The 24,416-nt window shown below is 58.5% G+C and carries 22 protein-coding genes; 3 read left to right on the plus strand and 19 right to left on the minus strand.

What is annotated here, in order from left to right; genetic code table 11:
- Positions 1 to 98 precede the first annotated feature (98 nt).
- Complete coding sequence (locus tag UIA24_RS07520) at positions 99 to 1,328, plus strand: nucleoside recognition domain-containing protein (RefSeq protein WP_330522517.1); 1,230 nt, start codon at positions 99 to 101, stop codon at positions 1,326 to 1,328.
- Here UIA24_RS07520 and UIA24_RS07525 read toward each other — a convergent pair.
- From UIA24_RS07525 to UIA24_RS07615, 19 genes are all read right to left on the minus strand, one after another.
- Entirely contained in the window at positions 1,310 to 1,933 is a 624-nt protein-coding gene (locus UIA24_RS07525) for an ABC-type transport auxiliary lipoprotein family protein (protein WP_330522518.1), read from the minus strand. The two genes, UIA24_RS07520 and UIA24_RS07525, sit on opposite strands and share 19 nt — an antisense overlap.
- Positions 1,930 to 2,868, minus strand: coding sequence for an MlaD family protein (locus tag UIA24_RS07530; protein ID WP_102052977.1), 939 nt, complete (start codon positions 2,866 to 2,868; stop codon positions 1,930 to 1,932). The genes UIA24_RS07525 and UIA24_RS07530 overlap by 4 nt, the downstream gene beginning before the upstream one ends.
- Before the next feature lies 1 nt (position 2,869).
- Complete coding sequence (locus UIA24_RS07535) at positions 2,870 to 3,664, minus strand: ABC transporter ATP-binding protein (RefSeq protein WP_065761302.1); 795 nt, start codon at positions 3,662 to 3,664, stop codon at positions 2,870 to 2,872.
- Entirely contained in the window at positions 3,661 to 4,806 is a 1,146-nt protein-coding gene (locus UIA24_RS07540; protein WP_330522519.1) for an ABC transporter permease, read from the minus strand. Before UIA24_RS07540 ends, UIA24_RS07535 begins: the two co-directional genes overlap by 4 nt.
- A gap of 43 nt (positions 4,807 to 4,849) precedes the next feature.
- A complete protein-coding gene (locus UIA24_RS07545; protein ID WP_102052975.1) occupies positions 4,850 to 5,872 on the minus strand; it encodes a DUF5924 family protein in 1,023 nt (340 codons plus the stop codon).
- A 98-nt stretch (positions 5,873 to 5,970) separates the two neighbouring features.
- A complete protein-coding gene (locus UIA24_RS07550; protein ID WP_330522520.1) occupies positions 5,971 to 7,359 on the minus strand; it encodes a M16 family metallopeptidase in 1,389 nt (462 codons plus the stop codon).
- A 32-nt stretch (positions 7,360 to 7,391) separates the two neighbouring features.
- Positions 7,392 to 9,050, minus strand: coding sequence for a Na/Pi cotransporter family protein (locus tag UIA24_RS07555; protein ID WP_330522521.1), 1,659 nt, complete (start codon positions 9,048 to 9,050; stop codon positions 7,392 to 7,394).
- Between the two features lie 220 nt (positions 9,051 to 9,270).
- Positions 9,271 to 10,041 (minus strand): TerC family protein, encoded by a 771-nt coding sequence (locus UIA24_RS07560; RefSeq protein ID WP_065761297.1) that lies wholly within the window; start codon positions 10,039 to 10,041, stop codon positions 9,271 to 9,273.
- Positions 10,042 to 10,113: 72 nt separating this feature from the next.
- Positions 10,114 to 11,421 (minus strand): CitMHS family transporter, encoded by a 1,308-nt coding sequence (locus tag UIA24_RS07565; RefSeq protein WP_330522522.1) that lies wholly within the window; start codon positions 11,419 to 11,421, stop codon positions 10,114 to 10,116.
- A 337-nt stretch (positions 11,422 to 11,758) separates the two neighbouring features.
- Positions 11,759 to 13,717: a DUF7844 domain-containing protein gene (locus tag UIA24_RS07570; protein ID WP_330522523.1), complete on the minus strand. Its 1,959-nt coding sequence runs from the start codon at positions 13,715 to 13,717 to the stop codon at positions 11,759 to 11,761.
- Positions 13,714 to 14,034 carry a DUF2388 domain-containing protein gene (locus UIA24_RS07575; protein WP_065761294.1) on the minus strand — a complete coding sequence of 107 codons (321 nt, stop codon included), beginning with the start codon at positions 14,032 to 14,034 and terminating at the stop codon, positions 13,714 to 13,716. The genes UIA24_RS07570 and UIA24_RS07575 overlap by 4 nt, the downstream gene beginning before the upstream one ends.
- Before the next feature lie 27 nt (positions 14,035 to 14,061).
- Positions 14,062 to 14,355, minus strand: coding sequence for a DUF2388 domain-containing protein (locus UIA24_RS07580; RefSeq protein WP_330522524.1), 294 nt, complete (start codon positions 14,353 to 14,355; stop codon positions 14,062 to 14,064).
- Between the two features lie 121 nt (positions 14,356 to 14,476).
- The gene (locus UIA24_RS07585; RefSeq protein ID WP_099773251.1) at positions 14,477 to 14,794 is read right to left on the minus strand and encodes a DUF2388 domain-containing protein; all 318 of its coding nucleotides are present in this window, start codon (positions 14,792 to 14,794) and stop codon (positions 14,477 to 14,479) included.
- 311 nt (positions 14,795 to 15,105) lie between these two features.
- Positions 15,106 to 15,321 (minus strand): DUF1127 domain-containing protein, encoded by a 216-nt coding sequence (locus UIA24_RS07590; protein WP_065761291.1) that lies wholly within the window; start codon positions 15,319 to 15,321, stop codon positions 15,106 to 15,108.
- 321 nt (positions 15,322 to 15,642) lie between these two features.
- Positions 15,643 to 17,136: an acetyl-CoA hydrolase/transferase family protein gene (locus UIA24_RS07595; RefSeq protein ID WP_065761290.1), complete on the minus strand. Its 1,494-nt coding sequence runs from the start codon at positions 17,134 to 17,136 to the stop codon at positions 15,643 to 15,645.
- 180 nt (positions 17,137 to 17,316) lie between these two features.
- Positions 17,317 to 18,753, minus strand: a complete 1,437-nt coding sequence (locus UIA24_RS07600) for an NAD(P)(+) transhydrogenase (Re/Si-specific) subunit beta (RefSeq protein ID WP_330522525.1) — start codon at positions 18,751 to 18,753, stop codon at positions 17,317 to 17,319.
- A 2-nt stretch (positions 18,754 to 18,755) separates the two neighbouring features.
- On the minus strand, positions 18,756 to 19,073 hold the full coding sequence (locus tag UIA24_RS07605) for an NAD(P) transhydrogenase subunit alpha (RefSeq protein WP_042127705.1): 318 nt from the start codon (positions 19,071 to 19,073) through the stop codon (positions 18,756 to 18,758).
- Between the two features lie 11 nt (positions 19,074 to 19,084).
- Positions 19,085 to 20,206: a Re/Si-specific NAD(P)(+) transhydrogenase subunit alpha gene (locus tag UIA24_RS07610; protein ID WP_102052970.1), complete on the minus strand. Its 1,122-nt coding sequence runs from the start codon at positions 20,204 to 20,206 to the stop codon at positions 19,085 to 19,087.
- A 416-nt stretch (positions 20,207 to 20,622) separates the two neighbouring features.
- Positions 20,623 to 21,540 (minus strand): LysR family transcriptional regulator, encoded by a 918-nt coding sequence (locus tag UIA24_RS07615; protein WP_102052969.1) that lies wholly within the window; start codon positions 21,538 to 21,540, stop codon positions 20,623 to 20,625.
- Between the two features lie 159 nt (positions 21,541 to 21,699).
- Here UIA24_RS07615 and UIA24_RS07620 point away from each other — a divergent pair, with 159 nt between their 5' ends.
- Together UIA24_RS07620 and UIA24_RS07625 are read left to right on the plus strand one after the other, a co-directional pair.
- Positions 21,700 to 22,881: an acyl-CoA dehydrogenase gene (locus UIA24_RS07620; protein ID WP_065761868.1), complete on the plus strand. Its 1,182-nt coding sequence runs from the start codon at positions 21,700 to 21,702 to the stop codon at positions 22,879 to 22,881.
- Between the two features lie 15 nt (positions 22,882 to 22,896).
- Positions 22,897 to 24,117 carry a CaiB/BaiF CoA transferase family protein gene (locus UIA24_RS07625; protein WP_330522526.1) on the plus strand — a complete coding sequence of 407 codons (1,221 nt, stop codon included), beginning with the start codon at positions 22,897 to 22,899 and terminating at the stop codon, positions 24,115 to 24,117.
- The last annotated feature ends 299 nt before the right edge of the window (positions 24,118 to 24,416 follow it).

Below are 24,416 nucleotides of genomic sequence, written 5' to 3' on the forward strand. Positions count from 1 at the left end.
ATCTGATTAAAAGCCCCGACGTGTCGGGGCTTTTGCTTTTCTGGCGTGCCCCCAGCCTGGCCCGCTATCATTCGGCCCACTGTGTGGGGGAATAACTGATGCTCAACGGCCTCTGGCTTGGATTTTTCGTGGTCGCTGCCGTGTCGGCGCTGGCGCAATGGTTAGTGGGCGGCAACGCCGGGATCTTTGCCGCCATGGTCGAGAGCATCTTTGCCATGGCCAAATTGTCGGTCGAGGTCATGGTGTTGCTGTTTGGTACCCTCACCCTCTGGCTGGGCTTTCTGAAAATTGCCGAGAAAGCCGGTGTGGTCGAATGGCTGGCCAAAGTACTAGGCCCATTGTTCCAGCGCCTGATGCCGGAGGTTCCCCCCGGCCACCCGGCATTGGGTTTGATCACCCTGAACTTTGCCGCCAACGGCTTGGGCCTGGATAACGCAGCCACGCCGATCGGGCTCAAGGCCATGCGGGCGCTACAGGAGCTCAATCCCAGCTCAACTACCGCCAGTAATGCGCAGATTCTCTTTTTGGTACTCAACGCCTCTTCGCTGACGTTGTTGCCCGTCACCATCTTCATGTACCGCGCACAGCAGGGGGCGCTGGACCCGACGCTGGTGTTCCTGCCGATCCTGCTGGCGACCAGTGCATCAACGCTGGTCGGCCTGCTTTCTGTGGCGGTCATGCAACGCCTGCGGCTATGGGACCCGGTGGTCCTGGCCTACCTGGTGCCTGGCGCGCTGCTGCTCGGTGGGTTCATGGCGCTGCTGGCTGGGCTTTCGGCTACAGCCCTGGCGACCCTCTCGTCAATCATGGGCAACTTGACCCTGTTCGGACTGATCATGCTCTTTTTGCTGATTGGCGCGTTCAAGCGGGTCAAGGTGTATGAAACCTTCGTTGAGGGCGCCAAAGAAGGGTTTGACGTCGCCAAGAGCCTGTTGCCCTATCTGGTGGCAATGCTCTGCGCCGTTGGCGTGTTGCGTGCCTCTGGAGCCCTTGAGTTCGGTCTGGACGGTATTCGCTATGCGGTTGACTGGTTTGGCTGGGATACCCGCTTTGTCGATGCGTTGCCGACCGCGCTGGTCAAGCCATTCTCTGGCAGTGCTGCCCGCGCGATGTTGATCGAGACCATGCAAAGCCATGGGGTAGACAGTTTCCCTGCGTTGGTGGCTGCCACGGTTCAGGGCAGCACCGAAACCACATTCTATGTACTGGCCGTGTATTTTGGCGCAGTGGGTATCCAGCGGGCCCGACATGCTGTGGGCTGTGCGCTGCTCGCCGAATTGGCCGGCGTGCTGGCGGCCATTGGCGTCTGCTACTGGTTCTTTGCCTGAGCTTGTGCGGCTTGGCGCACGGTCCAATCAACCAGTTGCTCCATCAGCCGGTCGCTGGCCTGGCCAAAGCCTTCGACGACAGCGGGTATCTGTTTATCGCTTAGCGGTTGACGCACCTCGAAGCGTTGGCTGGCCAAAATTCGCTGGGTGCGCCCTTGTACCAGGCGCGCATCAAAACGGATCACTACGTTGAGGCCCTGCGCGCCATACTCGCTCTGGAACGATTGCAGCTCGCCGGCCAGCTCGTAGTCGGCTTGCAGGTTGCTATCGTCAGCGCTGAGCCGCTGTACCCGACCATCGCGCTGGAAAGCATCGAGCATGCGGTTGCGCAGCAACGTGGGCGCCGGGTCACTCCAGCGGGCGCCCTTGTAGCTGCTGATCAGATCACCTTGAGGCACCACGGCAATACGCGGGCTGTTCAGCACTTCACTGGTGAGCGGTTTGTTCAGACGCAGCGACCAGTCTAGTGGCGCAACGTCGCTGGTGCCGTGCTGGACCTGGTGGGTCGGCAGGCGGTAGACATCGGATGGGTCGGCCTGGGGCAGAATCGAGCAGGCACTGCTCAGGCTTAGCGCTAATGCCAGTACCAGGCGGTTACGCTTCATGGCTCGAACTCCTTGTTTTTGTCACGGCCCAACAGATAGCCACTGGGGTTGGCTTCCAGGCGCCGGGAGATTGCCTTCAACGCGGTCAGGGTGTCTCGCAGTTCTCGAATGGCTGGTGCCAGTTCATGCAGGCCCTGCGCCCCCTCATTGATGGCTTCGCGATTGTCGTTGAGCATGGCGTTGAGGGTTGTGGTACTGCTGGCCAGCGACTGCATTGCCTGTTGGGCATTACCGACGATTTGTGTGCCCTGGCTGCTGAGCAGGCCATTGGCGTTGCGCATCAGTTGGCTGGTTTGTTCCAGCGTGGCGCTGGCCTGCTTGCTTACCTGTGCCAATTGCTGGATGGCGAGGCGAATGTCGTCGCGCTGCTCGGCAACCGAGCCGGTGGTTTGCTCCAGATGCGCCAAGGTATTGCTCAACCGTGCAGCGTTCTCTTCGGAGAACAGCTGGTTAGCATTGTGCAGCAGTTGGTTGATGCTGCTCATCAGGTCATTGCTGTTGCTCATAAGACGTGCAATCGGTGATGGCGAGGCAATGATCACCGGGAGTTTGTGCCCTACCCCTTCCAATGCTGGGCTCTGTGGCGTACCGCCACTGAGCTGGATGATCGAGGTACCGGTGATACCGGTCAGGGCCAGCTTGGCCTGGGTGTCTTCCTTGATCGGTGTGTCGGCGCTCAGCCGGATGCGAGCCAGTACACGGCGAGGATCCTTTGGGTCGAGGCGCAGGTTGATGACATCGCCAACCTTGATCCCGCTGTATTGCACCGAACTGCCTTTGGACAAGCCGGAAACGGTCTCGTTGAACACCACTTCATAGTCCTTGAAGGTGTTATCGACACTGGATTTGGCCAGCCACAGGCCGAACAGCATGGCGCCAGCCACGACCAGCACGGTGACCAGCCCGATCAATACATGGTGTGCACGGGTTTCCATCTCAATCCTCCTTGAGCGCTGTGGCGGCCTGGTAGGCCGCACGGCCACGGGGGCCATGGAAGTAGTCTTGAACCCAGGCGTCCTCGGTATCGGCAACTTGAGCGATTGGCGCGGCAACCAGTACTTTTTTCTGTGCCAGCACCGCGACGCGATCGGTGATGGTGTAGAGGGTGTCCAGGTCGTGAGTGATCAGAAACACGCTCAAGCCCAAGGCGTCACGCAAGGTCAGGATCAATTGGTCGAAGGCCGCCGCGCCAATAGGGTCGAGCCCTGCGGTAGGTTCGTCGAGAAAAAGGATATCGGGGTCCAGGGCCAGTGCCCGTGCCAGCGCTGCGCGTTTGATCATGCCGCCAGAAAGAGAGGCCGGGTACTTGTCTGCGGCCGACAAGGGCAGCCCGGCCAGAGCCAGCTTGACGCCCGCGAGCTGTTCGGCATCTGCGCGGCACAGGCCGGCATGTTCGATCAGCGGCAAGGCGACGTTCTCAGTGACCGTCAGCGAGGAGAACAAGGCCCCTTTCTGGAACAGTACGCCAAACCGTCGTTCGACCTGGGAGCGCTGCGCTTCGTCCAACTGGTTCAGGTGCTGCCCGAATACCCGTACATCGCCTTCGTCGGGACGCCGCAGGCCGATGATGCTGCGCAGCAGGACGGATTTGCCACTGCCTGAGCCACCGACCACCGCAAGGATTTCACCACGATACAAATCGAGGTCGAGGTGTTCATGCACGCTCTGGCTGCCAAAGCGATTGCACAGGCCTCGGGCTTCAATCACGGTTTCGCGTGGTGGCGTACTCACCAGCCCATCTCCATGTAGAACAGGGCCGCAATGGCATCGAGCACAATGACGACAAAGATCGACTGAACCACACTGGAGGTTGTGTGCGCACCTACCGATTCCGCACTGCCGGAGACCTTGAGGCCTTCCAGGCAACCAATTGCAGCGATCAGGAAGGCAAAAAACGGGGCCTTGGCCAACCCGACCAGAAAGTGTCTTGCATCGATGTCGTTTTGCATCATCGAAAGGAACATGGCCGGCGAGATGTCCAGGGACAAGGCGCAAACCAGCCCGCCGCCGACGATGCCGCAGAGCATTGCAAGAAAAGTGAGTAGTGGCAGTGCGATCAACAAGGCCAACACCCGTGGGATGACCAGAATCTCGATGGGGTCCAGCCCCAGCGTGCGAATGGCATCGATTTCTTCGTTGGCCTTCATCGAGCCAATCTGAGCAGTGAACGCACTCGCGGTACGCCCCGCCATCAGGATGGCGGTCAACAACACACCGAACTCTCGCAGGAAAGAGAACGCCACCAGGTCGACGGTAAAAATGCTGGCGCCGAACTTGACCAGCACTGTTGCCCCAAGAAAGGCCACCACGGCGCCAACCAGAAAGGTCAACAGTGCGACGATCGGCGCGGCGTTAAGGCCGGTTTGCTCAATGTGTGCGACCACCGAGGTGAGCCGCCAGCGTTTTGGCTGTAAAAGCAGGCGTCCGAAGGTGGCGAGAATAAGGCCAACGAACCCGAGCAGGTGCAGGGTATCTTGTTTGAGGGTATCGACGGCACGACCGATGCGTTCAAGCAGTTGCACCAGCACGTTCCGCTCGGGTGTTTTCACCGGTATGCAGTAGTCTTGCAGCGAGCAGTAGACCGTTTTCAGCAGGGCGCGGTTGGCCGCTGGCAAGTGTGTGGCGGTTTCGGTCAGTTGGGCCAGGCGCTGGGTGCCCAGCAACTCGACCAGTAGTGCGGCACCTGCGGTGTCCAGCTTGCCGAGTTGATCAAGCTCGATCCGCGTTGTGCTGTCGTACTGCCCTGCCAGGCTTGCAGTGTGCTGCTTCAGGCTGGCGTAGTTGGCCAGCGTCCAGTCACCCGTGATCCGCAGACAAGCTGGGCTGCTGGTGGTGTCCAAGGTGGCATTGGCAGTACTGGTCATAAGCTCCATGTGATCCGAGAGGCGCTCCAATGCGCAGCCTCAGAGCATAGCGCTACTGAGCGGTGCTCGCTTGACCGTCGTCAACTACCCGGAAGCGCAGCACGCCGATGACCTGACCATCTTCGGTCAACACCCTCACCTGCCAGCGCCCGATGGGGTTGCTCGGGAAGTTCTGCTTGTGGGTCCAGGCGCGGTAGCCTTCCTTGCGCCCGCCATGAATGTCCAGCGCGATGCGGTCGACCTCGTTGCCGTTGAACTGCCAGACATGGTAGATCCGCTCATTCAAGCCCCGTGGGGCATTGATCGCTGTGTAGGCATACAGACCGCTGCTGCGGATCTGACTGGCACTCACTTGCTTGAGGCTGGCGCCGGGGGTGCGGTTTTGCACCTCGGTGCTTATCGCGACATCGTTCAGCCATAGCGTGGCAGGCGGCACCCACGAGCGCAGTAGCCAACCGCTGCCACCTACGGCCAGGGTCACGGCTACCAGCATGACCGCGCGGCGCCAGTGGTTGATCGGAAAACTGCTGGCCAGGCTGGGGAACGACAGCAGCATGGCCGCACCCAGTGCCAGCTTGAAGCTCTGTGCTGTGGTGAGGTGCAGGATGATGGGCAGCGCAGTAAGCAGCGCCGCGAACAAGGTCAGGGTGTGCAGAGCAAGAAACAGTGAGCGCCGTGGCGCCAGCCACTTGTAGTACAACGGATCAATGATCGAAATCAGCCCGGCTGCGGTCAGTAGCCCGGTGAATACCAGTTGGCCGCTGTTCCAGGTTGTGGTGATGAAAAAGAACGGCAGTACGAAGAACAGGCTTTCCTGGTGGATCATCTGCGTGGCATAGCGCAGCAGTGGCTGCGGAATTTCGCGCTTGAAGACCTTGGCGAACAGCTGGGTGAAGGTGTTCTCCAGCATCAGCCAGACCCAGCTGACCAGCATCAGAATGGCAATCCAGCTGGCCAGGCCTGCTTGGCGGTCGACCAGAATGAAACTGGCAATACCGGAAATGAAACCGCCAAGGGCAATAACCCCTGGGTAGCGCTTGAACAGTTCGATCAGGCGCTGGATGACGTGAGGCATGCGGGTATTCGCTGAAGTCAGGTAAAAACCCGCACAGGATAACGCTGTTTATCCGTAATGGCTTGTTGTCATCCCCCTTGAGAGGGCCTTTGTCGCGCCTATTGGCCGCGGCGGCGTTTATGCCAGACAAACCCAGCCAGCAGGATCAGCCCGAGCAACCCGGCCAACAGGCGGTAAATGCTTTCGTAACCCAACGCCGGCTTTTCAATGCGCAGGTACCCAGGGTCGGCAAACAGTTGGCGCATGGCCTGGTTGGTATCCTCTAGGCTGACCTGGCGCAACTTGCTTACCGGGTCTGCAAAGCGCCCATCGGCATAAGCGCTCAATGCACTCCAGTAGTAGTCGGCCAAGGCTGCATTACCCTGAGTGGTCCAGGCTTCACGGTCGATGGCTGCCTGTTTGATGCGTTCAAACGTTGCAGGATCCAGCCCATTCTGACGCAGTCGCTCGATCAATTTTTGGAGCAGCACCTCTGCTTCATCGACGCTCTCGCGATCAAGGTCGGCATTCAGGCTCATTACACTGCTATTGCCGAGCATTTCACGCTGGCTGAAGGGTCCATAGGACAGGCTGTGTTTGAGGCGTAGTTCGCTGTACAGCGCCCAGTCCAGGTAGCGTTGTAGCAGGTTGAACGTCTGCTCGCTGTCACCCTCAAGTACTGGCTCAAGGAACATCCAGTGCAGTTTGGCGCTGTTACCGAGCCACCCGCTGGTCAGCACGCGCTTTGCTTCGGCCTTGTGTACAACGGTCTCCAGGCCCCGTCGCTCGCTGGGGTCGACCGGGTCGACCGGGTCGAGCTGGCCATAGGTCCGTTCCAGATAGGCCGGCAGCAGGCGGTCGAGGCCACCGACCATGATCAGGGTCATGTTGTTGGGCGCATACCAGTGCGCACGCACGTCATCGACCTCTTCCAGTGTCAGGTCGTCTATAGCGGAGCGCTCAGCGCAGGTAAGCCCCAGTTCAACTGCCAATTGTTCGCTGGGACCGTGGCCGAGGTCCTGACGGTCGAGCCAGCGTTGCAGGTGCGAGTAATGCCCGCCATCTTCGCGTTCGACGATTTTTTTCGACAGTTCAAGTGCATTCTCGTCGAGCTGAGTCTGGCTGAGAATCGCCAGCAACAGATCAAGGACCTTGCGTTGATTGCGGGCCGGCGCTTCGATTACGAAAGTCGTGTCGGTGCTGCTGGTGTAAGCATTCCACTCGCCACCAAGCGCTTGCATGCGTTCCTCAAGACCACCCTCGCCGCTGTCGTCGATACCGCTGAACAACAGGTGTTCCAGCAGGTGCGGCAGTTCCCGGCGGTCGCATGGGAAATCGTCGAAGCCGACGCCCACGACCAGGCGGATCGACACATGGTCGCGTTCATAACCCGGCTTGAGTATGACCTGCAGGCCATTGGGCAGCAGGTAACCTTCTACCTGGGAGCGATCAAGGGCGAAACTGGGCATGCAACCCAACAGTAGGCAAACAAACAACAGGCAACGCATGGCGAGCTTCCTTGCGGGAGTTCTTGGATCGTTCAAGGCGAATGGGCGTCGTCAGGTACGCTATCGATCAACAGGGCATCAGTGTCTGAGCCACCCAATACCACATAGGCACTACTGCAGAACAGCGAGTTCAGGCGCTTCATGTCGGCGATCAGTTCCAGGTGCAACGAACTGGTTTCGATACTTTGCACCACTTTACGTTGCAGTCGGCTGACATGGGCGTGTGCGAGGCGGCGCTCCTGGGCGCGGAATCGACGTTTTTCCCGTAACAACTGGCGTGCACTTTCCGGGTCGGCGCTGAGAAACACCGACAGGCCCAAGCGCAAGTTGGCCAGCAACTGAGTGTGTAGCCCCGTCAATTCTTCCAGGCCAACCTCGGAAAACTCACGGCGCAGCGAGGTCTTTTGTTGCTGCACCTTGCGCAGCATGCGCTCGATCAGATCGCTGGCCAGCTTGAGGTTGATTGCCAATTCGATGATTTCCGCCCAGCGTCGACTGTCTTGTTCGCCCAGGTCTTCGCGGGGCATTTGCGCCAGGTACAGTTTGATGGCGTTGTAGAGCCCCTCAACATCTTCGCCCAGGCTGCGCATCTGTTGGGTCATTGCCGTTTGGGTACCGCGCAGAACGCCGAGCATGGCATCAAGCATGCTGTCGACCAGATCACCCATGCGCAGGGTTTCGCGTACCGCGTTGGCCAGTGCCAGGCTGGGGGTGGCGAGTGCGGTGGGGTCCAGGTGACGGGGCTGGGCTTGGCCGTTAGTTTCCTCGCGAAGTGGCAACAGCCAGCTACACACGCTTGCCATGGGCTTCACAGTCGGCAGCATCAACAGGCACCGCACGCTGTTGTAGAGCAGGTGGAAACCGATCACCAGTTCCTGAGGACTGAAATTCAGACTGTCCATCCATTTCACCAGCGGGCCTAATGCTGGAATGATCAGAAGCAGCCCGATCAGCTTGTACAGCAGGCTGCCCAGAGCAACCTGGCGACCTGCAGCGTTCTGCATACTGGTGCTGAGAAAGGCCAGCAGGCCACTGCCGATGTTGGCGCCAATCACCAGGCCGATGGCGACAGGCAGGCTGATCAGTTCTGCACCCGCCAGGGTTGCCGTCAACAGTACGGCCGCCAGGCTGGAGTAAGACACCAGGGCAAACAGGGCCCCGACCAGAGCGTCGAGCAAGATATCGCCGGTCAGCGAGGCAAACAGCACCTTTACGCCTTGGGCATGAGTGATTGGCGCCGCTGCTTCGACAATCAGTTGAAGGGCCAGGATGATCAGCCCAAGGCCAATGCCGACGCGTCCCAACTGGCCGGCTCGGGTCTGTTTGCGCGACAGGAAGAAAATCACGCCAAGAAAGATCAGCAGGGGTGACAGCCAGGACAGGTCGAATGTCAGTACGCGGGCCATCAGGGCTGTGCCGACGTCGGCACCCAGCATGATCGCCAGTGCCGGGGTCAGTGTCATCAGGCCTTGCCCAACGAATGATGTCACCAGCATGGCCGTGGCGTTGCTGCTTTGCACCAGGGCGGTGACCAGAATACCGGCAATGAAAGCTAACGGGCGTCTGGCCATGTTCTGGCTCAGCACCCGGCGCAGGTTGGAGCCGTACACGCGCAGAATGCCGGTACGCACGATGTGTGTGCCCCAAATCAGCAAGGCCACGGCCGACAGCAAATTGAGCAGGGTCAGCATGTGAAAAGGCCCCCTGTTGAATGTGCCCCAAAGGAGGCAAGTGGATGATGCCGTGAGCCTGGCCTGGTTGCAGGCGGTTCTTTTCCAGTACTCACTTAAGCGTTAGTCGGCTAGAAGCCCTGGCGCCAGCATCGCATAGCCTGCACAGGCTTGAAACTAAACCCTCAGGCTGGAGCATGAAAAAGGGCCCGCGTGGGGCCCTTTCATAACCGCACCAGGATTACTGACCCGGAATGTCCTTGCGAAGTTTCACGGGATCGTTCTGTTGCTGTTTCTTTTTTGCTATCGCCGTACGCATACGGATGTTGATGGCTTCTACCGCCAGCGAGAACGCCATGGCGAAGTAGACATAGCCTTTTGGTACATGCACATCGAACGACTCGGCGATCAGCACGGTACCCACCACGATCAGGAACGACAGCGCCAACATCTTCAGTGATGGGTGCTTGTCGATAAATTCGCTGATGGCGCCAGCGCAGAGCATCATCACCAGCACGGCGACAATGATTGCGGCGATCATTACCGGCACATGGGAAACCATGCCGACGGCTGTAATCACCGAATCCAGAGAGAAGACAATGTCGATGATCGCGATCTGGATGATGGTGTAGAGGAACTGGCCACCTTTGCCAGCAGGTTCTTCGTGTGTTTCATCCTCGCCTTCCAGGCCGTGGAAGATCTCCTGAGAGCTTTTCCAGAGCAGGAACAGGCCACCGAAGAACAGAATCAGGTCGCGTCCAGAGATCCCTTGCCCGAATACTTCGAACAAATCATTGGTCAGGCGCATGACCCAGGTGATCGACAGCAGCAACATGATCCGAGTAACCATGGCCAGTGCCAGACCGAAGATCCGGGTACGTGGCTGCATGTGTTTGGGCATGCGGCTGACCAGGATCGAGATCATGATGATGTTGTCGATGCCGAGAACGATCTCAAGGGCCGTCAGAGTAAAAAAGGCAACCCAGATCTCTGGGTTGGTCAGCCATTCCATGTGTATTCCTTCAATCGTTGAATGCGATGCACCCGGGCAAAGAGCGTGATCGCAGTGGTTGGATCTGTAGTCTTAAAGGTTGCTGAACAGTGGGAAAATTCCCATCAGCAGCGCAGCCAACATTATGCACAGGCAAACCAGTACTGCCCATTTCAAGGTGAAGCGCTGGTGGTCGCCAAATTCGATGCCGGCCAGTGCAACCAGCAGGTACGTTGAGGGTACCAGTGGGCTTAGCAGGTGTACGGGCTGCCCGACGATCGACGCGCGGGCCATCTCCACCGGCGAGATACCGTAGTGGCTGGCAGCCTCCGACAGTACCGGCAGTACGCCGTAATAGAAGGCGTCGTTGGACATGAAAAAGGTGAATGGCATGCTAACGACTGCTGTGATCACCGCCAGGTAAGGGCCCATGGTCTCCGGGATCACGGCCAGCAGGCTCTTTGACATGGCTTCAACCATACCGGTGCCAGAGAGAATACCGGTGAAAATACCTGCCGCAAAAATCAGCCCGACCACGGCCAGCACGCTGCCGGCATGTGCGGCGACACGCTCTTTCTGTTGTTGCAGGCATGGGTAATTGACCACCATGGCAATACTGAACGCGATCATGAACAACACCGGCAACGGCAGTATGCCGGCGATCAGGGCGACCATCAGGGCAAAGGTCAGGGCCCCGTTGAACCAAAGCAGCTTGGGCCGACGTGCATCTGGGAATTGCGAAACACTGATCTCGCTGTGATCGATCTCGTCCCCCGGCAAGTGCAGTTCACCGAGGCGAGCCCGTTCGCGCTTGCCATACAGGTAGGCGATGGCGAGGATCGCCAAGACGCCGAACAGCATGGCCGGGATCATGGGCACGAAAATATCCGAAGGGTCTACGTGCAATGCACTGGCAGCACGGGCCGTTGGGCCACCCCATGGCGTCATGTTCATGACCCCGCCCGCCAGGATGATCAGGCCAGCCATGATTCGTGGGTTCATGCCCAGACGGCTGTACAGCGGCAGCATTGCGGCAACACAGATCATGTAAGTGGTGGCACCGTCACCATCGAGTGAAACAACCAAGGCCAGCGCGGCGGTGCCGACGGATACTTTCAGTGGGTCGCCTTTGACCAGCTTGAGGATCTTGCGTACGGCCGGGTCGAACAGGCCAGAGTCGATCATCAGGGCGAAGTAGAGAATGGCGAACATCAGCATGACGCCGGTTGGCGCGAGTTTGCTGATGCCTTCCAGCATCATCGGGCCGATTTTGCTGGAGAAGCCTCCAAACAGTGCGAACAGGATTGGAACCAGAATCAATGCAATCAACGCCGACAGGCGTTTGGTCATGATCAGGTACATGAAGGTGATGACCATGGCAAAGCCGAGGAAGGTCAGCATGGGAGTACTCCAGGCGTGGCGCGTCGTGGGAAAATCGAGTCGGACGAATCAGCGTGCGGTCAGCAGCGTTCGGACTTTCGGCGGGCGTGGAGTCGCAAGGCGGGCGTAGAAGGACATCAGAATCACCATTGTTGTTGTTAAATTGGCCTGATGTACGCTGAATCTCAGGTACACCGGCTGACCGGTCTAATGCCGGTGGTGGGCTGATGCTAAAAGCGAAAGCTTTCAGCCAGCTTTCGCGGGCTGAAAGACGACCAACGGCGTGGGCTGAATGACCCATGGGCCATGAAGGTGCCCGCCATGAAGGTGCCCGCCATGCTGGGGCTCTGCGCCGCCCTCAGGGAAGCTGTAAGCCGCCGGCAGCCTTGTGTAGCTCGCGCAGGTGTTTGCCAATCTGATCGATGTTGGCTTCAACCGCTGCAATCTCGGCGGCGCGTGACGGCTCGAGCAACGCCCTGACCTCTTTATCGAGGGCTGCGGTAAGGTGTTGCAGCTGTTGCTGGCGCTGGCCGCTGGTCTGTTCCAGTTGTTGGCGTTCGGTTGCCTGTGGCACACCATAACCCTTGCTGTCGATCAACTCGGCCGGGCGACTGAGAAAGCCACTGTTGGCAAGTATCTGCTGCAACGTGCCGTTCGCTTTGGCCACACTCGCATCATTTAATGCGCGACCGCTGAGATAGCGCTGCTTGACCTCATCCTGAGCCAGCAGCAGTTGGCGCCGCAGGCTCGCCTGCTCCAACAGCAACAGGGCGGCACTGGTGCGCAGGTCCGCTCGGTCGAACCATTGCTGGCGCTGTTGCGCGGGTTGTTCGAGCCAGGTCTCAACGCTGTCCTGGGCAACGGGCAGGTGCTTCTTCAATACCTGAAACATGGCTTCATATCGGTCTCGATAGGAGTCGAAACGGTAGCCCAGGCGCAGGGCTTCACGCGGATCGTCGAGGACGCTGACATCCGCCAGGCCACGTCCGTTGAGCACTTCCAGCAAGCCATTGGGCATGATGCTGTCCAGTCCCGCCAGCTGTTGCTTGCCCGTGCCGCTGCGCAGCAGTTTGAGTGTTTCGACTGCACAGTTGTTGGAAAGGAAATAGTAGTTGCCGTCGTAGCTCCAGTGCATTTCCGCGGCCTGGCGCACCAGGCTCTCCAGCTCGGGTCGATCCAGCTTGAGCGGTACTGAAGCCAGGCTGCGCAGTTCGGTCTTGGTGTACTCATCGATCACCTGGCCCAAGGGCAGGATGAACAAGCGTGAGGGGTAGGCACCCGTCAGGCCGCCCCAACTGGAGAGTTGCACATCATTGACGAAGGCCCGGTAAGACAGCACCAGATGCTGGTCGAGGTCCAGCCGGCAGTCAGGGCCACGTGGCCTGCCAGGGGCGCAGATTACCAGGCGCAGCATGCTGTGCCCCCAGCGGCTGACCCAGTTCTGGTTGGCCTCGGCCAGCAGGTAATCGACCGCATAGACCCGCTCCGGGTCGATCTGGCCCAGCGGTTGGCGGGCAAAATCGTTTCCTGCATTCAGGAACGGTAATGTCTGTTGGCAGGTCGGGTGTGCCGGGGCCCAGTCAAAGTGCGCTTGCAGGTAGGCGTGCAGTGCGGGCCGTCTACAGGCATAGCTTGGGTCAAGGAGAAAGTACTCCATGTTGACCGCAATGAATTCTTTCGGGCTGCTCAGCTCGTAGCTATCTGGGCTGCGGGCGATTTGCCGATTGTGTTGTTCGCGCTCTCCGCGTCGGCCGACGTACTGCGGCCAGCCGGCCAGGTCCAGCAGACGAGGGTCATCGCTGAGGGTAAAGCGGCGTTTGGTTTGTCCGCGGCAGCCGTCTGGAAGGCCAACCTCGCCTTTGCTGGACGCATACCGGGTACAGGCCTGGATCTCTTTGCGCTCGGCTGTGGGCCATAGGCGGGCACGATCATACAGATGGGTCAGTTCATGCAGTACGGTCGCCAGCAGCTCCTGACGTACCGTGCCGTGTGGTCGATCCGTCTTCGTAGTCGCAGCGGTGCCGTCCACAAGGCTTGGCAGCAAGCGACGATTGAGTTCGAGGCTGGACACCAGCGAGGCCTGCCCATAAGCCTCGTCTGGCATCTTTGTGCTCCAGCTGACGTCGATACGTCGATCCAGCCGGGATTTGAACTGTGGTGGAAGCGCTTGCAGCGCCTCATCCAGCAATGCCTGGCTGGCCCTTTGTTGTTGCGGATCAAGGCCATCGTGTTCGAGGACCAGTTGCAGATCCGCTAACACGGGGGGAGCGAGCAGCGTCAGTGCGCAGCCCAGCAGCCAGGCACGCATGGGGTTCACAGGGCCAGGATAGCTTCGGCCAGGGCTTGGTCGCTGGCGTCACGTGCCTCAGGAACACGCTGGCGTAGGGTATCGAACGCTGCTTCGAGCTGTGCACCGCGGATTTCACCGTTGCTGGCGACGTAGCTGGCGGCATCGTCATGGGCTTCGCGGACTACTTTGGCGTCGCGGATAGACGTTGTCGTGTCGGAGGTGAAGTCGATCGAGCGGCCAAATGCACGAACGATAATGTTGCTGGTGGCCACCAGGGTGTGTGCCTGGGCCAGGTCGGCCATCAGCATTAGGCCGAGGGTGGCGGCAATCAGCGGGTTACGCATGGAACATCTCCGGTAATACAGGTGTGGTCATTGGACGAGAATTGCCTGCGCCAGTTCAAGGTCGCTGGCATGAAGTTTGGGGTGAGTTTCACGCAGTCGGTCCAGCGCAGCCTGCAGGTGAGCACCGCGCAACATGCCGGCGCTGGCGACGAATGCTGCCGCATCGTCCTTGGCTGCCAGTATCAATTTACGGTCGAAGGGTGCCGAGGTGACCTTGCTGGTGGCATAGCCGCTGGCGATGAGACTCTGGGTGGTCAGGTCAAGGGCTTGGACGGTGCCGGCCCAGCACAACGCAAGCAACAGCAGTAATGGATAACGCATGGTTCTCTAGGGGCTGGTGAATCAGGCGGCAAAGGCTATCCCAATGCGTCGGTCTGAACCAGCCTGAAGAGTCCGGCTGTTTTGCATGTTGTTGCATAACTGTGCCGGACTCCAATCACGATCAAATGGCCAGAATGGCTTGTGCCAACTCTGCGTCGCTGGCTTGAAGTGCCGGTGTTTGTTGGCGGATATGCGCCAGTGCGCTTTCCAGTTTTACACCGCGGATTTCGCCTTGGCTGGCAACGAAGCTGGCAGCGTCGTCACGGGCAGCACGAACGATTTTATCGTCACGGAAGGATGAGGTGACATCGGAGGTGGCGTCGGTGGAGGCCCCTAAGCCCCGAACCACGGTATCGGTGGTGACGACGAAACTGGTTGCATTGGCTGTCGAAGCCAGGGCCAGCATCAGCGCGGTGCCAAGCATGCGTGAACGGAACATGAGGTCTATCTCCTTTAGAGAGCAGTGTGGGGTAGCTGTTTAAGCGTATCACGGCGACGCAACCTGCGAGGCGTACGTGGGGGAGCCAGCGTTCTTAACAATAGGACCGTTACCGTGCCATTTCGTTGCGCGGTATCTGTATCGTGAACGCCTAGATGAAACTGTACCTGTCGATTTTAATATTTTTAAAACTGTTCATATCTGTGCTGCAGGCGCTCTAGCCCGGGCCTCAGAACGAAAAAACCCGTCAGCAGTCTCCTGCGACGGGTTTTGATTAATTCGAGGTGCCGGCGTGGCCGGCGAGCCCTGCATTAGCGCCAGAAAGGCTTGCTCAGCTCTTCGTAGCGTTGTGCTTCGCTGATGCCAGCATCGGCCAGAAGGCGCGAATCCAGGCGAGCCAACTGGTGGCGGCTGGAGATACGGCGTTGCCACAGCAACAGGTTCGACAGCAAACGCAGCGGCAAGGAAGCGTTGGATTTTTCGGCGCTGTTTTCAAAAACCAGATCGGAACTGAGGGTACGTTCCATGATGTCATCCTTCCGCTTATGGCGGCATTAGGTAGTGATTTAACTGATGCCAATGATCCTCCTCTTCGGTCGATTCCTCTAGATACAGTTCATATGGATTGTGATGGTCCAGTTAACTGTTTTAGAGGACTGTTGCACTCGAAATGGACGCAACTGTACCGGTCTGCACTGGTATGGTGCGATTGATTTTGGGAAAGGGGGTAAAAGCGAGGAAATTCCCGGAAAATAACCGGTACAGTAGAACAGTTTGATTGATTAATGCGCTGTAGCTGTTCAGCTGGCGTGCATTGCGCCGCACCAACTGAACAGCTGCGCTAGGGATTAACCGACGAGCATGCGACCGGTTTCTTCCAGGTTTTCGTGCCAAGACAGGGCTTCACGCAGGATATGCGGGGTATGACCACCGCGCTCGCAGGCGCGGGTGAAGTAGTCATTCAGCGCTTCGCGGTAGTCCGGATGCACACAGTTGTCGATGATCACGCGGGCGCGCTCACGTGGAGCGAGGCCGCGCAGGTCGGCCAGACCCTGCTCTGTGACCAGAATGTCGACGTCATGCTCGGTGTGGTCGACGTGGCTGACCATTGGAACAACGCTGGAAATCGCGCCGCCTTTGGCAATGGACTTGGTCACGAAGATCGCCAGGTGGGCGTTACGTGCGAAGTCGCCGGAGCCACCGATACCGTTCATCATGCGGGTGCCACAGACGTGAGTCGAGTTGACGTTGCCGTACAGGTCGAACTCCAGTGCAGTGTTGATACCGATGATGCCCAGGCGGCGAACCACTTCAGGGTGGTTGGAGATTTCCTGTGGACGCAGTACCAGCTTGTCCTTGTACTTCTCCAGGTGGCCAAACACGTCGGCATTGCGGCGGCTCGACAGGGTGATCGAGCTGCCCGACGCGAAGTTCAACTTGCCTGCGTCGATCAGGTCGAAGGTCGAGTCCTGCAGTACTTCGGAGTACATGGTCAGGTCTTCGAACGGCGAGTCGATCAGACCGCACATTACTGCGTTGGCGATGCTGCCGATACCGGCCTGCAGCGGGCCAAGCTTGTTGGTCATGCGCCCGGCATCAACTTCCTGCTTGAGGAAGTTGATCAGGTGGTTGGCGATGCCCTGAGTTTCGCTGTCCGGCGGCAGTACCGTGGACGGGGAGTCTGGCTTGTCAGTGATAACGATGGCGACAATTTTTGCCGGGTCGATCGGGATCGCGGTGCTACCGATACGGTCGTCAACCTTAACCAGCGGGATCGGTGTACGGGTTGGACGATAGGTCGGGATGTAGATGTCGTGCAGACCTTCCAGGTTCGGATTGTGCGCCAGGTTGATCTCGACGATTACATGTTTGGCGAAAATCGCGAAGCTGGCCGAGTTACCCACGGACGTGGTCGGAACGATATGGCCTTGCTCGGTGATCGCCACGGCCTCGATAACCGCGATGTCTGGCAGCTTGAGCTGCTGGTTACGCAGTTGCTCAACCGTTTCCGACAGGTGTTGGTCGATGAACATCACCTGGCCTTCGTTGATGGCCTTGCGCAATGTGTTATCAACTTGGAACGGCATGCGTCGAGCGAGTACGCCAGCTTCGGTGAGCTGCTTGTCGAGATCATTGCCCAGGCTGGCGCCGGTCATCAGGCTGATCTTCAGCGGCGAATTCTTGGCGCGTTCGGCCAGCGCTTGAGGAACGGCTTTGGCTTCACCGGCACGGGTGAAACCGCTCATGCCGACGGTCATGCCGTCCTGAATCAGGCCAGCGGCATCAGCCGCACTCATTACTTTGCTGTGCAGGGAGGATAAGCGAATTCGATCACGGTACATGGATTGTTATCTCGATCTCGGGCTACTAAAGCTAGGCCTCCAGTCTAGTGATTTAGAAAGGGTTCGTCCCACGACCAAGGTCGAATGCCCGGGCTATAAACAGGGCCTTTTGTCGGTGATATCGGGCAGCAAAAAGCCCCAGCCGAACCGCGCTGGGGCTTCTGTGGTTTTGCCTCGGGGTCAGTCGACGGCTTTGACCATGTCTTCAATGACTTTCTTGGCGTCGCCGAAGACCATCATGGTCTTGTCGAGGTAGAACAGTTCATTGTCCAGGCCTGCATAACCACTGGCCATGGAGCGCTTGTTGACGATGATGGTCTTGGCCTTGAAGGCTTCGAGGATCGGCATGCCAGCAATGGGTGACTTTGGATCGTTCTTCGCCGCCGGGTTGACCACGTCGTTGGCACCCAGCACCAGCACCACGTCGGCCTGGCCGAATTCGGAGTTGATATCCTCCATCTCAAAGACCTGGTCGTAAGGCACTTCGGCTTCGGCCAGCAGTACGTTCATGTGTCCAGGCATCCGACCGGCTACCGGGTGGATCGCGTACTTAACGGTAACGCCATTATGGGTCAGCTTTTCGGTCAGTTCCTTGAGGGCATGCTGGGCACGCGCAACAGCCAGGCCGTAGCCAGGCACAATGATGACCGTGTCGGCGTTGCTCAGCAGGAAGGTGGCGTCGTCTGCCGAACCGGACTTCACTGGGCGGGCCTCCTTCGCTCCAGCCGGACCAGCAGCGTCCGTTGCCCCGCCGAAGCCGCCGAGGATTACGTTGAAGAACGAGCGGTTCATCGCTTTGCACATGATGTACGAGAGGATCGCACCCGAAGACCCTACCAGCGAACCTGCGATGATCAGCATCGAGTTGTTCAGCGAGAAGCCGATGCCCGCTGCCGCCCAGCCCGAGTAGCTGTTGAGCATCGACACCACTACCGGCATGTCGGCACCGCCGATCGGGATGATGATCAGCACGCCCATTACGAACGCCAGGATCAACATCAGGGCGAATGCGCTGTAGTTGCCGGTGAAGGTGAAGACCAGGCCCAGGCCAATGGTGGTCAGGCCCAGTATCAGGTTCAGCTTGTGTTGACCGCTGAACTGCACAGGTGCGCCCTGGAACAGGCGGAACTTGTACTTGCCGGAGAGCTTGCCGAAGGCGATGACCGAACCGGAAAACGTAATTGCACCGATGGCTGCACCGAGGAACAGCTCCAGGCGGTTACCGGTAGGGATCGGCTCGCTGATGCTGCTGACGATGCCCAGCGATTGCGGTTCAACCACTGCCGCAATGGCAATGAATACCGCAGCCAGGCCGATCATGCTGTGCATGAACGCGACCAGCTCGGGCATCTTGGTCATTTCTACTCGTTTGGCCATGATCGAACCCGCAGTACCGCCAATCAGCAGGCCTACGATCACGTAGCCAATACCGGCAGTCGCCAGTTCCGAGCCCAACTTGTAGATGAGGCCAATGGTGGTGACCACGGCCAGCGCCATGCCGAGCATGCCGAACAGATTACCGCGGCGCGACGTGGTCGGGTGCGACAGGCCTTTGAGGGCCTGGATGAAACATACCGAGGCGACAAGGTAGAGAAGTGTTACCAGGTTCATGCTCATGTTTACTTCTGCCCCTCTGCCTTCGCTGCTTTCTTCTTGAACATCTCCAGCATGCGCCGGGTGACCAGGAAACCGCCGAACACGTTGACCGCTGCCAGGGCGACCGCGAGGGTGCCCATGATCTTGCCCAGCGGGGTTACCGTCAGGGCTGCGGCGAGCATTGCGCCAACGATGACGATGGCGGAAATGGCGTTGGTAACCGCCATCAATGGGGTATGCAGCGCAGGGGTTACGTTCCAGACCACGTGGTAACCGACATAGATGGCCAGCACGAAGATGATCAGGTTGTAGACGCCATGGGAAATCAGCATGTCTTCCATTGTCGTGCTCCTTATCCGTTCTTGCGGATGACCTGACCGTCGCGGCACATCAGGCACGCGGCGACAATGTCGTCTTCGAGGTTGATCGTGAACTGGCCATCCTTGTCGAACAGCAGTTTCATGAAGTCCAGCAGGTTGCGTGCATAGAGCGCCGAGGCATCGGCGCCGACCATTGCTGGCAGGTTGGTTGGCCCGACGATAGTCACACCGTTTTCAACAACCACTTGATCGGCAACCGTGAGCGGGCAGTTACCGCCTTGAGCCGCCGCCAAGTCGATGACCACCGACCCCGGCTTCATCTGCGCAACGGTTTCGGCGCTGAGCAGCGTGGGTGCCTTACGGCCGGGGATCAGTGCGGTGGTGATGACGATATCGGCCTGTTTGGCGCGCTCATGCACGGCCAGGGCCTGGCGTTGCATCCAGCTCGCCGGCATTGGTCGGGCATAGCCGCCAACGCCTTCGGCGCATTCGCGCTCCTCGTCGGTTTCATACGGCACATCAATGAACTTGGCGCCGAGCGATTCGATCTGCTCTTTAACGGCAGGCCGTACATCCGAAGCCTCAATCACCGCACCCAGGCGTTTGGCTGTGGCGATTGCCTGCAGCCCGGCCACACCTGCGCCGAGAATCAGCACGCGTGCGGCTTTTACCGTACCGGCAGCGGTCATCAGCATCGGCATGAAGCGTGGGTAATAGTGCGCTGCCAGCAGGACAGCCTTGTAACCGGCGATGTTGGCCTGTGACGACAACACATCCAGGCTTTGCGCACGGGAAGTGCGCGGGGCCGCCTCCAGGGCAAAGGCTGTAATGCCGCACTCGGCCATCTTGGCGATGACATCGTTGTTGAAGGGATTGAGCATACCCAACAGCACGGAACCGCTCTTGATCTGACCCAGTTCACTATCGTTGGGCGCCACAACTTTCAGAATCAGTTGTGCGCCAAACGCATCGGAAGCGCTGCCAATAGTGGCGCCTGCTGCTTCGTAGGCACTGTCCGGTACGCTGGCGTTAACCCCAGCGCCGCTTTGAACGGTGACCTGGTGACCCTGGCCAATCAGTTTTTTGATGGTTTCCGGGGTTGCAGCGACGCGTGTCTCGCCCGTCTGCGTTTCGAGAGGAACACCAATGTGCACGTCAATTTCTCCTGCGTGATCTTTTGTTAGTAAACCAGTGCACTACGGATGGTGCGTCTGGGGCGGCCGATCAGCACGATCCCGCGTGAATTCAGGCGGGGCTGGGCATTTTGCTGGCGATCCTGAATCGCTTCAACAGATTTTGAAGGGTGACGATAAACAAACTACAAGTCACCCTGTGACCGTATGTCGCAACAATCGGCCTTCAGCCCGCCAGCCGTGGGCTTCAGGGAGATTACGGCAAAATTTGAAAATTTTCCGTTGAAATCACTGTGGGAGAGAAATTGCACCCTATTTATAGCGTCAAAGCCACGTAAACAGCAGGGTTAAGGGGTGTTTACGAGGGTGTTGGTAGGTTTTAACTAATTGCGACATTTACGTATATTTGTAGGTGTTCAGAATATTGCACTACGTAGTTAATTTCGAACACTCTCGCTGTGGTTGGCGATGTAGTTGCGGGCTTGTTCTACCAGCCAGTCGCGGAAGGCGCGCAATGACGCAGACTCCACTTTGCGCTCGGGAATCATCAGGTAATAGGCCTTGATGCTCGACAGTGCATGGGGGTTGGCGATAACCAGGCGCCCTTCTGCCAGCTCGCGCTGAATCAGAAATGGCGGTATCAGTGCTATGCCCATTTCATGTATCGCAGCCTGGGCAAGCATCGAGAATAGCTCATAGCGTGGCCCCGTCATGTCGCGAGCAACATTCATGTTCAGGCTGTCAAACCACTGTCGCCAAGCATATGGTCGGGTGGTTTGCTGCAGCAGAGGCAGGCTGGCGATGGTCTTCGCCGTGAGCTGTTGCTGGGCGCCGAGCAGTGCCGGGCTGCATACCGGGACCGGGTTCTCGCCCATCAGGCGGTGGAACTGTGTACCTGGCCAGTCGGCATCGCCGAAATAGATCGCCGCGTCGAAATGCGTATCGGCGAACAGAAAGGGCCGCGTGCGGTTGGTCAAGTTGACGGTGACTTCTGGATGGCGGTGCTGAAACTCCTTCAGGCGAGGCAGCAACCACTGGGTGCCAAAGGTTGGCACCACGGCCAGTTCAATGACATTGGCCCCCTGTTGGCCCATGACCGACAACGTGTCGCGCTCTACGGCATCCAACTGTGTCGCTACCCGACGGCTATAGGAAAGCCCTGCTTCGGTCAGTTTTACCCCGCGGCGTGAACGGCGAAACAGTTCGACATTGAGGAAGTCTTCCAGCCCCGCTATCTGTCGACAGACGGCACCCTGCGTCAGGGACAGCTCTTGGGCCGCCTTTGTAAAGCTCTCGTGGCGCGCGGCTGCTTCAAAGCAAACCAGGGCCGTGGTGCTGGGTATCTTGCGCCTCATATACGTTGATCTCACTAATAGAACGCAGGAATGGGCTTTTTTCCATTACGGAGTGAAAAATTATCACAAGTTTATGCGCAATCCTCGTTTGTCCCTCTGGGCTTTCCGGCCTAGGATCAAAGGACAAAAAACCTGAACCCATTTCTTGAGGATTCGCCCATGGCTGGCAAAGCAAGCTTCAACTGGATCGACCCCCTGTTGCTCGATCAGCAGCTCACTGAAGAAGAGCGCATGGTGCGTGACAGTGCTTTCCAGTTTGCTCAGGACAAGTTGGCACCGCGTGTACTGGAAGCCTTTCGTCACGAACAGACGGATCCTGCGATCTTCCGTGAGATGGGAGAAATCGGCCTGCTCGGTGCGACCATTCCTGAGCAGTACGGTGGTAGTGGCCTCAACTACGTGTGCTACGGCTTGATCGCCCGTGAAGTGGAGCGAATCGACTCCGGCTATCGTTCGATGATGAGTGTGCAGTCGTCACTGGTGATGGTGCCGATCAACGAGTTTGGTACTGAAGCCCAGAAGCAGAAGTACCTGCCCAAGCTGGCCAGTGGTGAATGGATTGGTTGTTTTGGCCTGACTGAGCCCAACTATGGCTCTGACCCAGGCTCGATGATCACCCGTGCCCGCAAGGTCGAGGGTGGCTACAGCCTGACTGGCAGCAAGATGTGGATCACCAACAGCCCTATCGCTGATGTGTTTGTGGTTTGGGCCAAGGATGATGCCGGTGATATCCGAGGCTTCGTCCTGGAAAAAGGCTGGAAAGGCCTGAGTGCGCCGGCCATTCATGGCAAGGTGGGTTTGCGCGCGTCGATCACTGGCGAAATCGTGATGGACAATGTGTTCGTTCCCGAAGAGAACATCTTCCCCGACGTGCGTGGCCTGAAGGGCCCCTTCACCTGCTTGAACTCGGCGCGTTATGGGATCTCTTGGGGTGCACTGGGCGCCGCTGAAGCCTGCTGGCACACCGCGCGGCAATATACCCTCGACCGTCAGCAGTTCGGTCGTCCGTTGGCCGCAAACCAGCTGATCCAGAAAAAACTGGCCGACATGCAGACCGAGATCACCCTCGCCTTGCAAGGTTGCCTGCGTCTGGGGCGGATGAAGGATGAAGGTACTGCCGCGGTTGAGATTACCTCGATCATGAAGCGTAACTCCTGCGGCAAGGCCTTGGACATCGCCCGTATGGCGCGCGACATGCTGGGCGGCAATGGCATCTCCGACGAGTTCGGTGTTGCGCGACATTTGGTCAACCTTGAAGTGGTCAACACCTATGAAGGGACCCATGACGTGCATGCCTTGATCCTGGGGCGTGCGCAAACCGGCATTCAGGCGTTCTACTAATCAGGGAGCCAGACCATGGGCGCGCTATCTCATCTGCGGGTGCTGGATCTGTCGCGAGTATTGGCTGGGCCGTGGTCAGGGCAAATCCTTGCGGACCTGGGGGCCGAGGTGATCAAGGTGGAGCGCCCCGGTGTGGGTGATGACACCCGCGCCTGGGGGCCGCCCTTCCTCAAGGATGCGCGGGGTGAGAATACCAGTGAGGCGGCCTATTACCTGTCTGCCAACCGCAACAAGCGCTCGCTGACCATCGACTTCACTCAGCCTGAAGGTCAGCGCTTGGTGCGTGAACTGGCAGCCAAATCGGACATTCTCATCGAGAATTTCAAGGTGGGCGGGCTGGCAGCCTATGGCCTCGACTATGAAAGCCTGAAGGCGATCAACCCTAACCTTATCTATTGTTCTATTACTGGCTTCGGTCAAACCGGCCCTTACGCCAAGCGTGCGGGCTATGACTTCATGATTCAGGGGTTGGGTGGGCTCATGAGTCTGACCGGCCGCCCTGAAGGTGAAGAAGGAGCTGGTCCGATGAAGGTTGGGGTCGCCCTCACCGACATCCTCACCGGGCTTTACTCGACTGTTGCGATACTGGCCGCCCTCGCCCACCGTGAGCACGGTGGCGGTGGGCAGCGCATTGATATGGCGTTGCTCGACGTACAGGTCGCCTGCCTGGCCAATCAGGCAATGAATTACCTGACTACTGGGGTGGCGCCCCGTCGGCTGGGTAATGCGCATCCGAATATCGTGCCTTATCAGGACTTCCCCACGGCGGATGGCGACTTCATCCTTACGGTTGGTAATGATGGTCAGTTTCGCAAGTTCGCTGAAGTGGCTGGGCAGCCTCAGTGGGCGGATGACCCACGATTTGCGACTAACAAGCAAAGAGTGGCGAATCGCGCCGAGTTGATTCCTTTGATTCGTCAGGTAACGGTATTCAAGACCACAGCCGAATGGATCAGCTTGCTGGAGCAGGCCAGTGTTCCTTGTGGGCCAATCAATGACCTGGCAAAGATGTTCGAGGACCCTCAGGTGAAGGCCCGTGGCCTTGCCATTGAATTGGCCCACCCCTTGGCTGGGCGTGTGCCGCAAGTGGCGAGCCCTATTCGGCTGTCGGAGACGCCAGTCGAGTATCGCAATGCGCCGCCATTGCTGGGTGAGCATACTGATCAGATTCTCTCTGAGGTATTGACGTTGACAGCGGATGAGATCCAGCGCTTGCGCACTGCTGGCGTGTTGTAGTGTTTGCGCCCTTCTATATATAGAGGGGCGTTTTGGGTTGTTTTGAGAAAGGTTGGGATTAACCCTTGACGCCCCGTTTCATCTCTCTATAATGCGCACCTCTTCCGGCGCAGTCGAAACGGAAAACTCCTTGGTAATCAATGAGTTAGACGTTTAGCGATAGTGTCGGAAGTGCTTCGGTCGAATAGATCGGCAGCGGTGAAAAAGGTGGTTGACAGCGAGTTGAAACGCTGTAGAATTCGCCTCCCGCTAACGAGAGATCGAAGCGAGTCAAGTGGTTGAAGTTGAACGGAAAATTC

This window comes from Pseudomonas sp. AL 58 (assembly GCF_036348395.1).
GTDB lineage: Bacteria > Pseudomonadota > Gammaproteobacteria > Pseudomonadales > Pseudomonadaceae > Aquipseudomonas > Aquipseudomonas defluvii.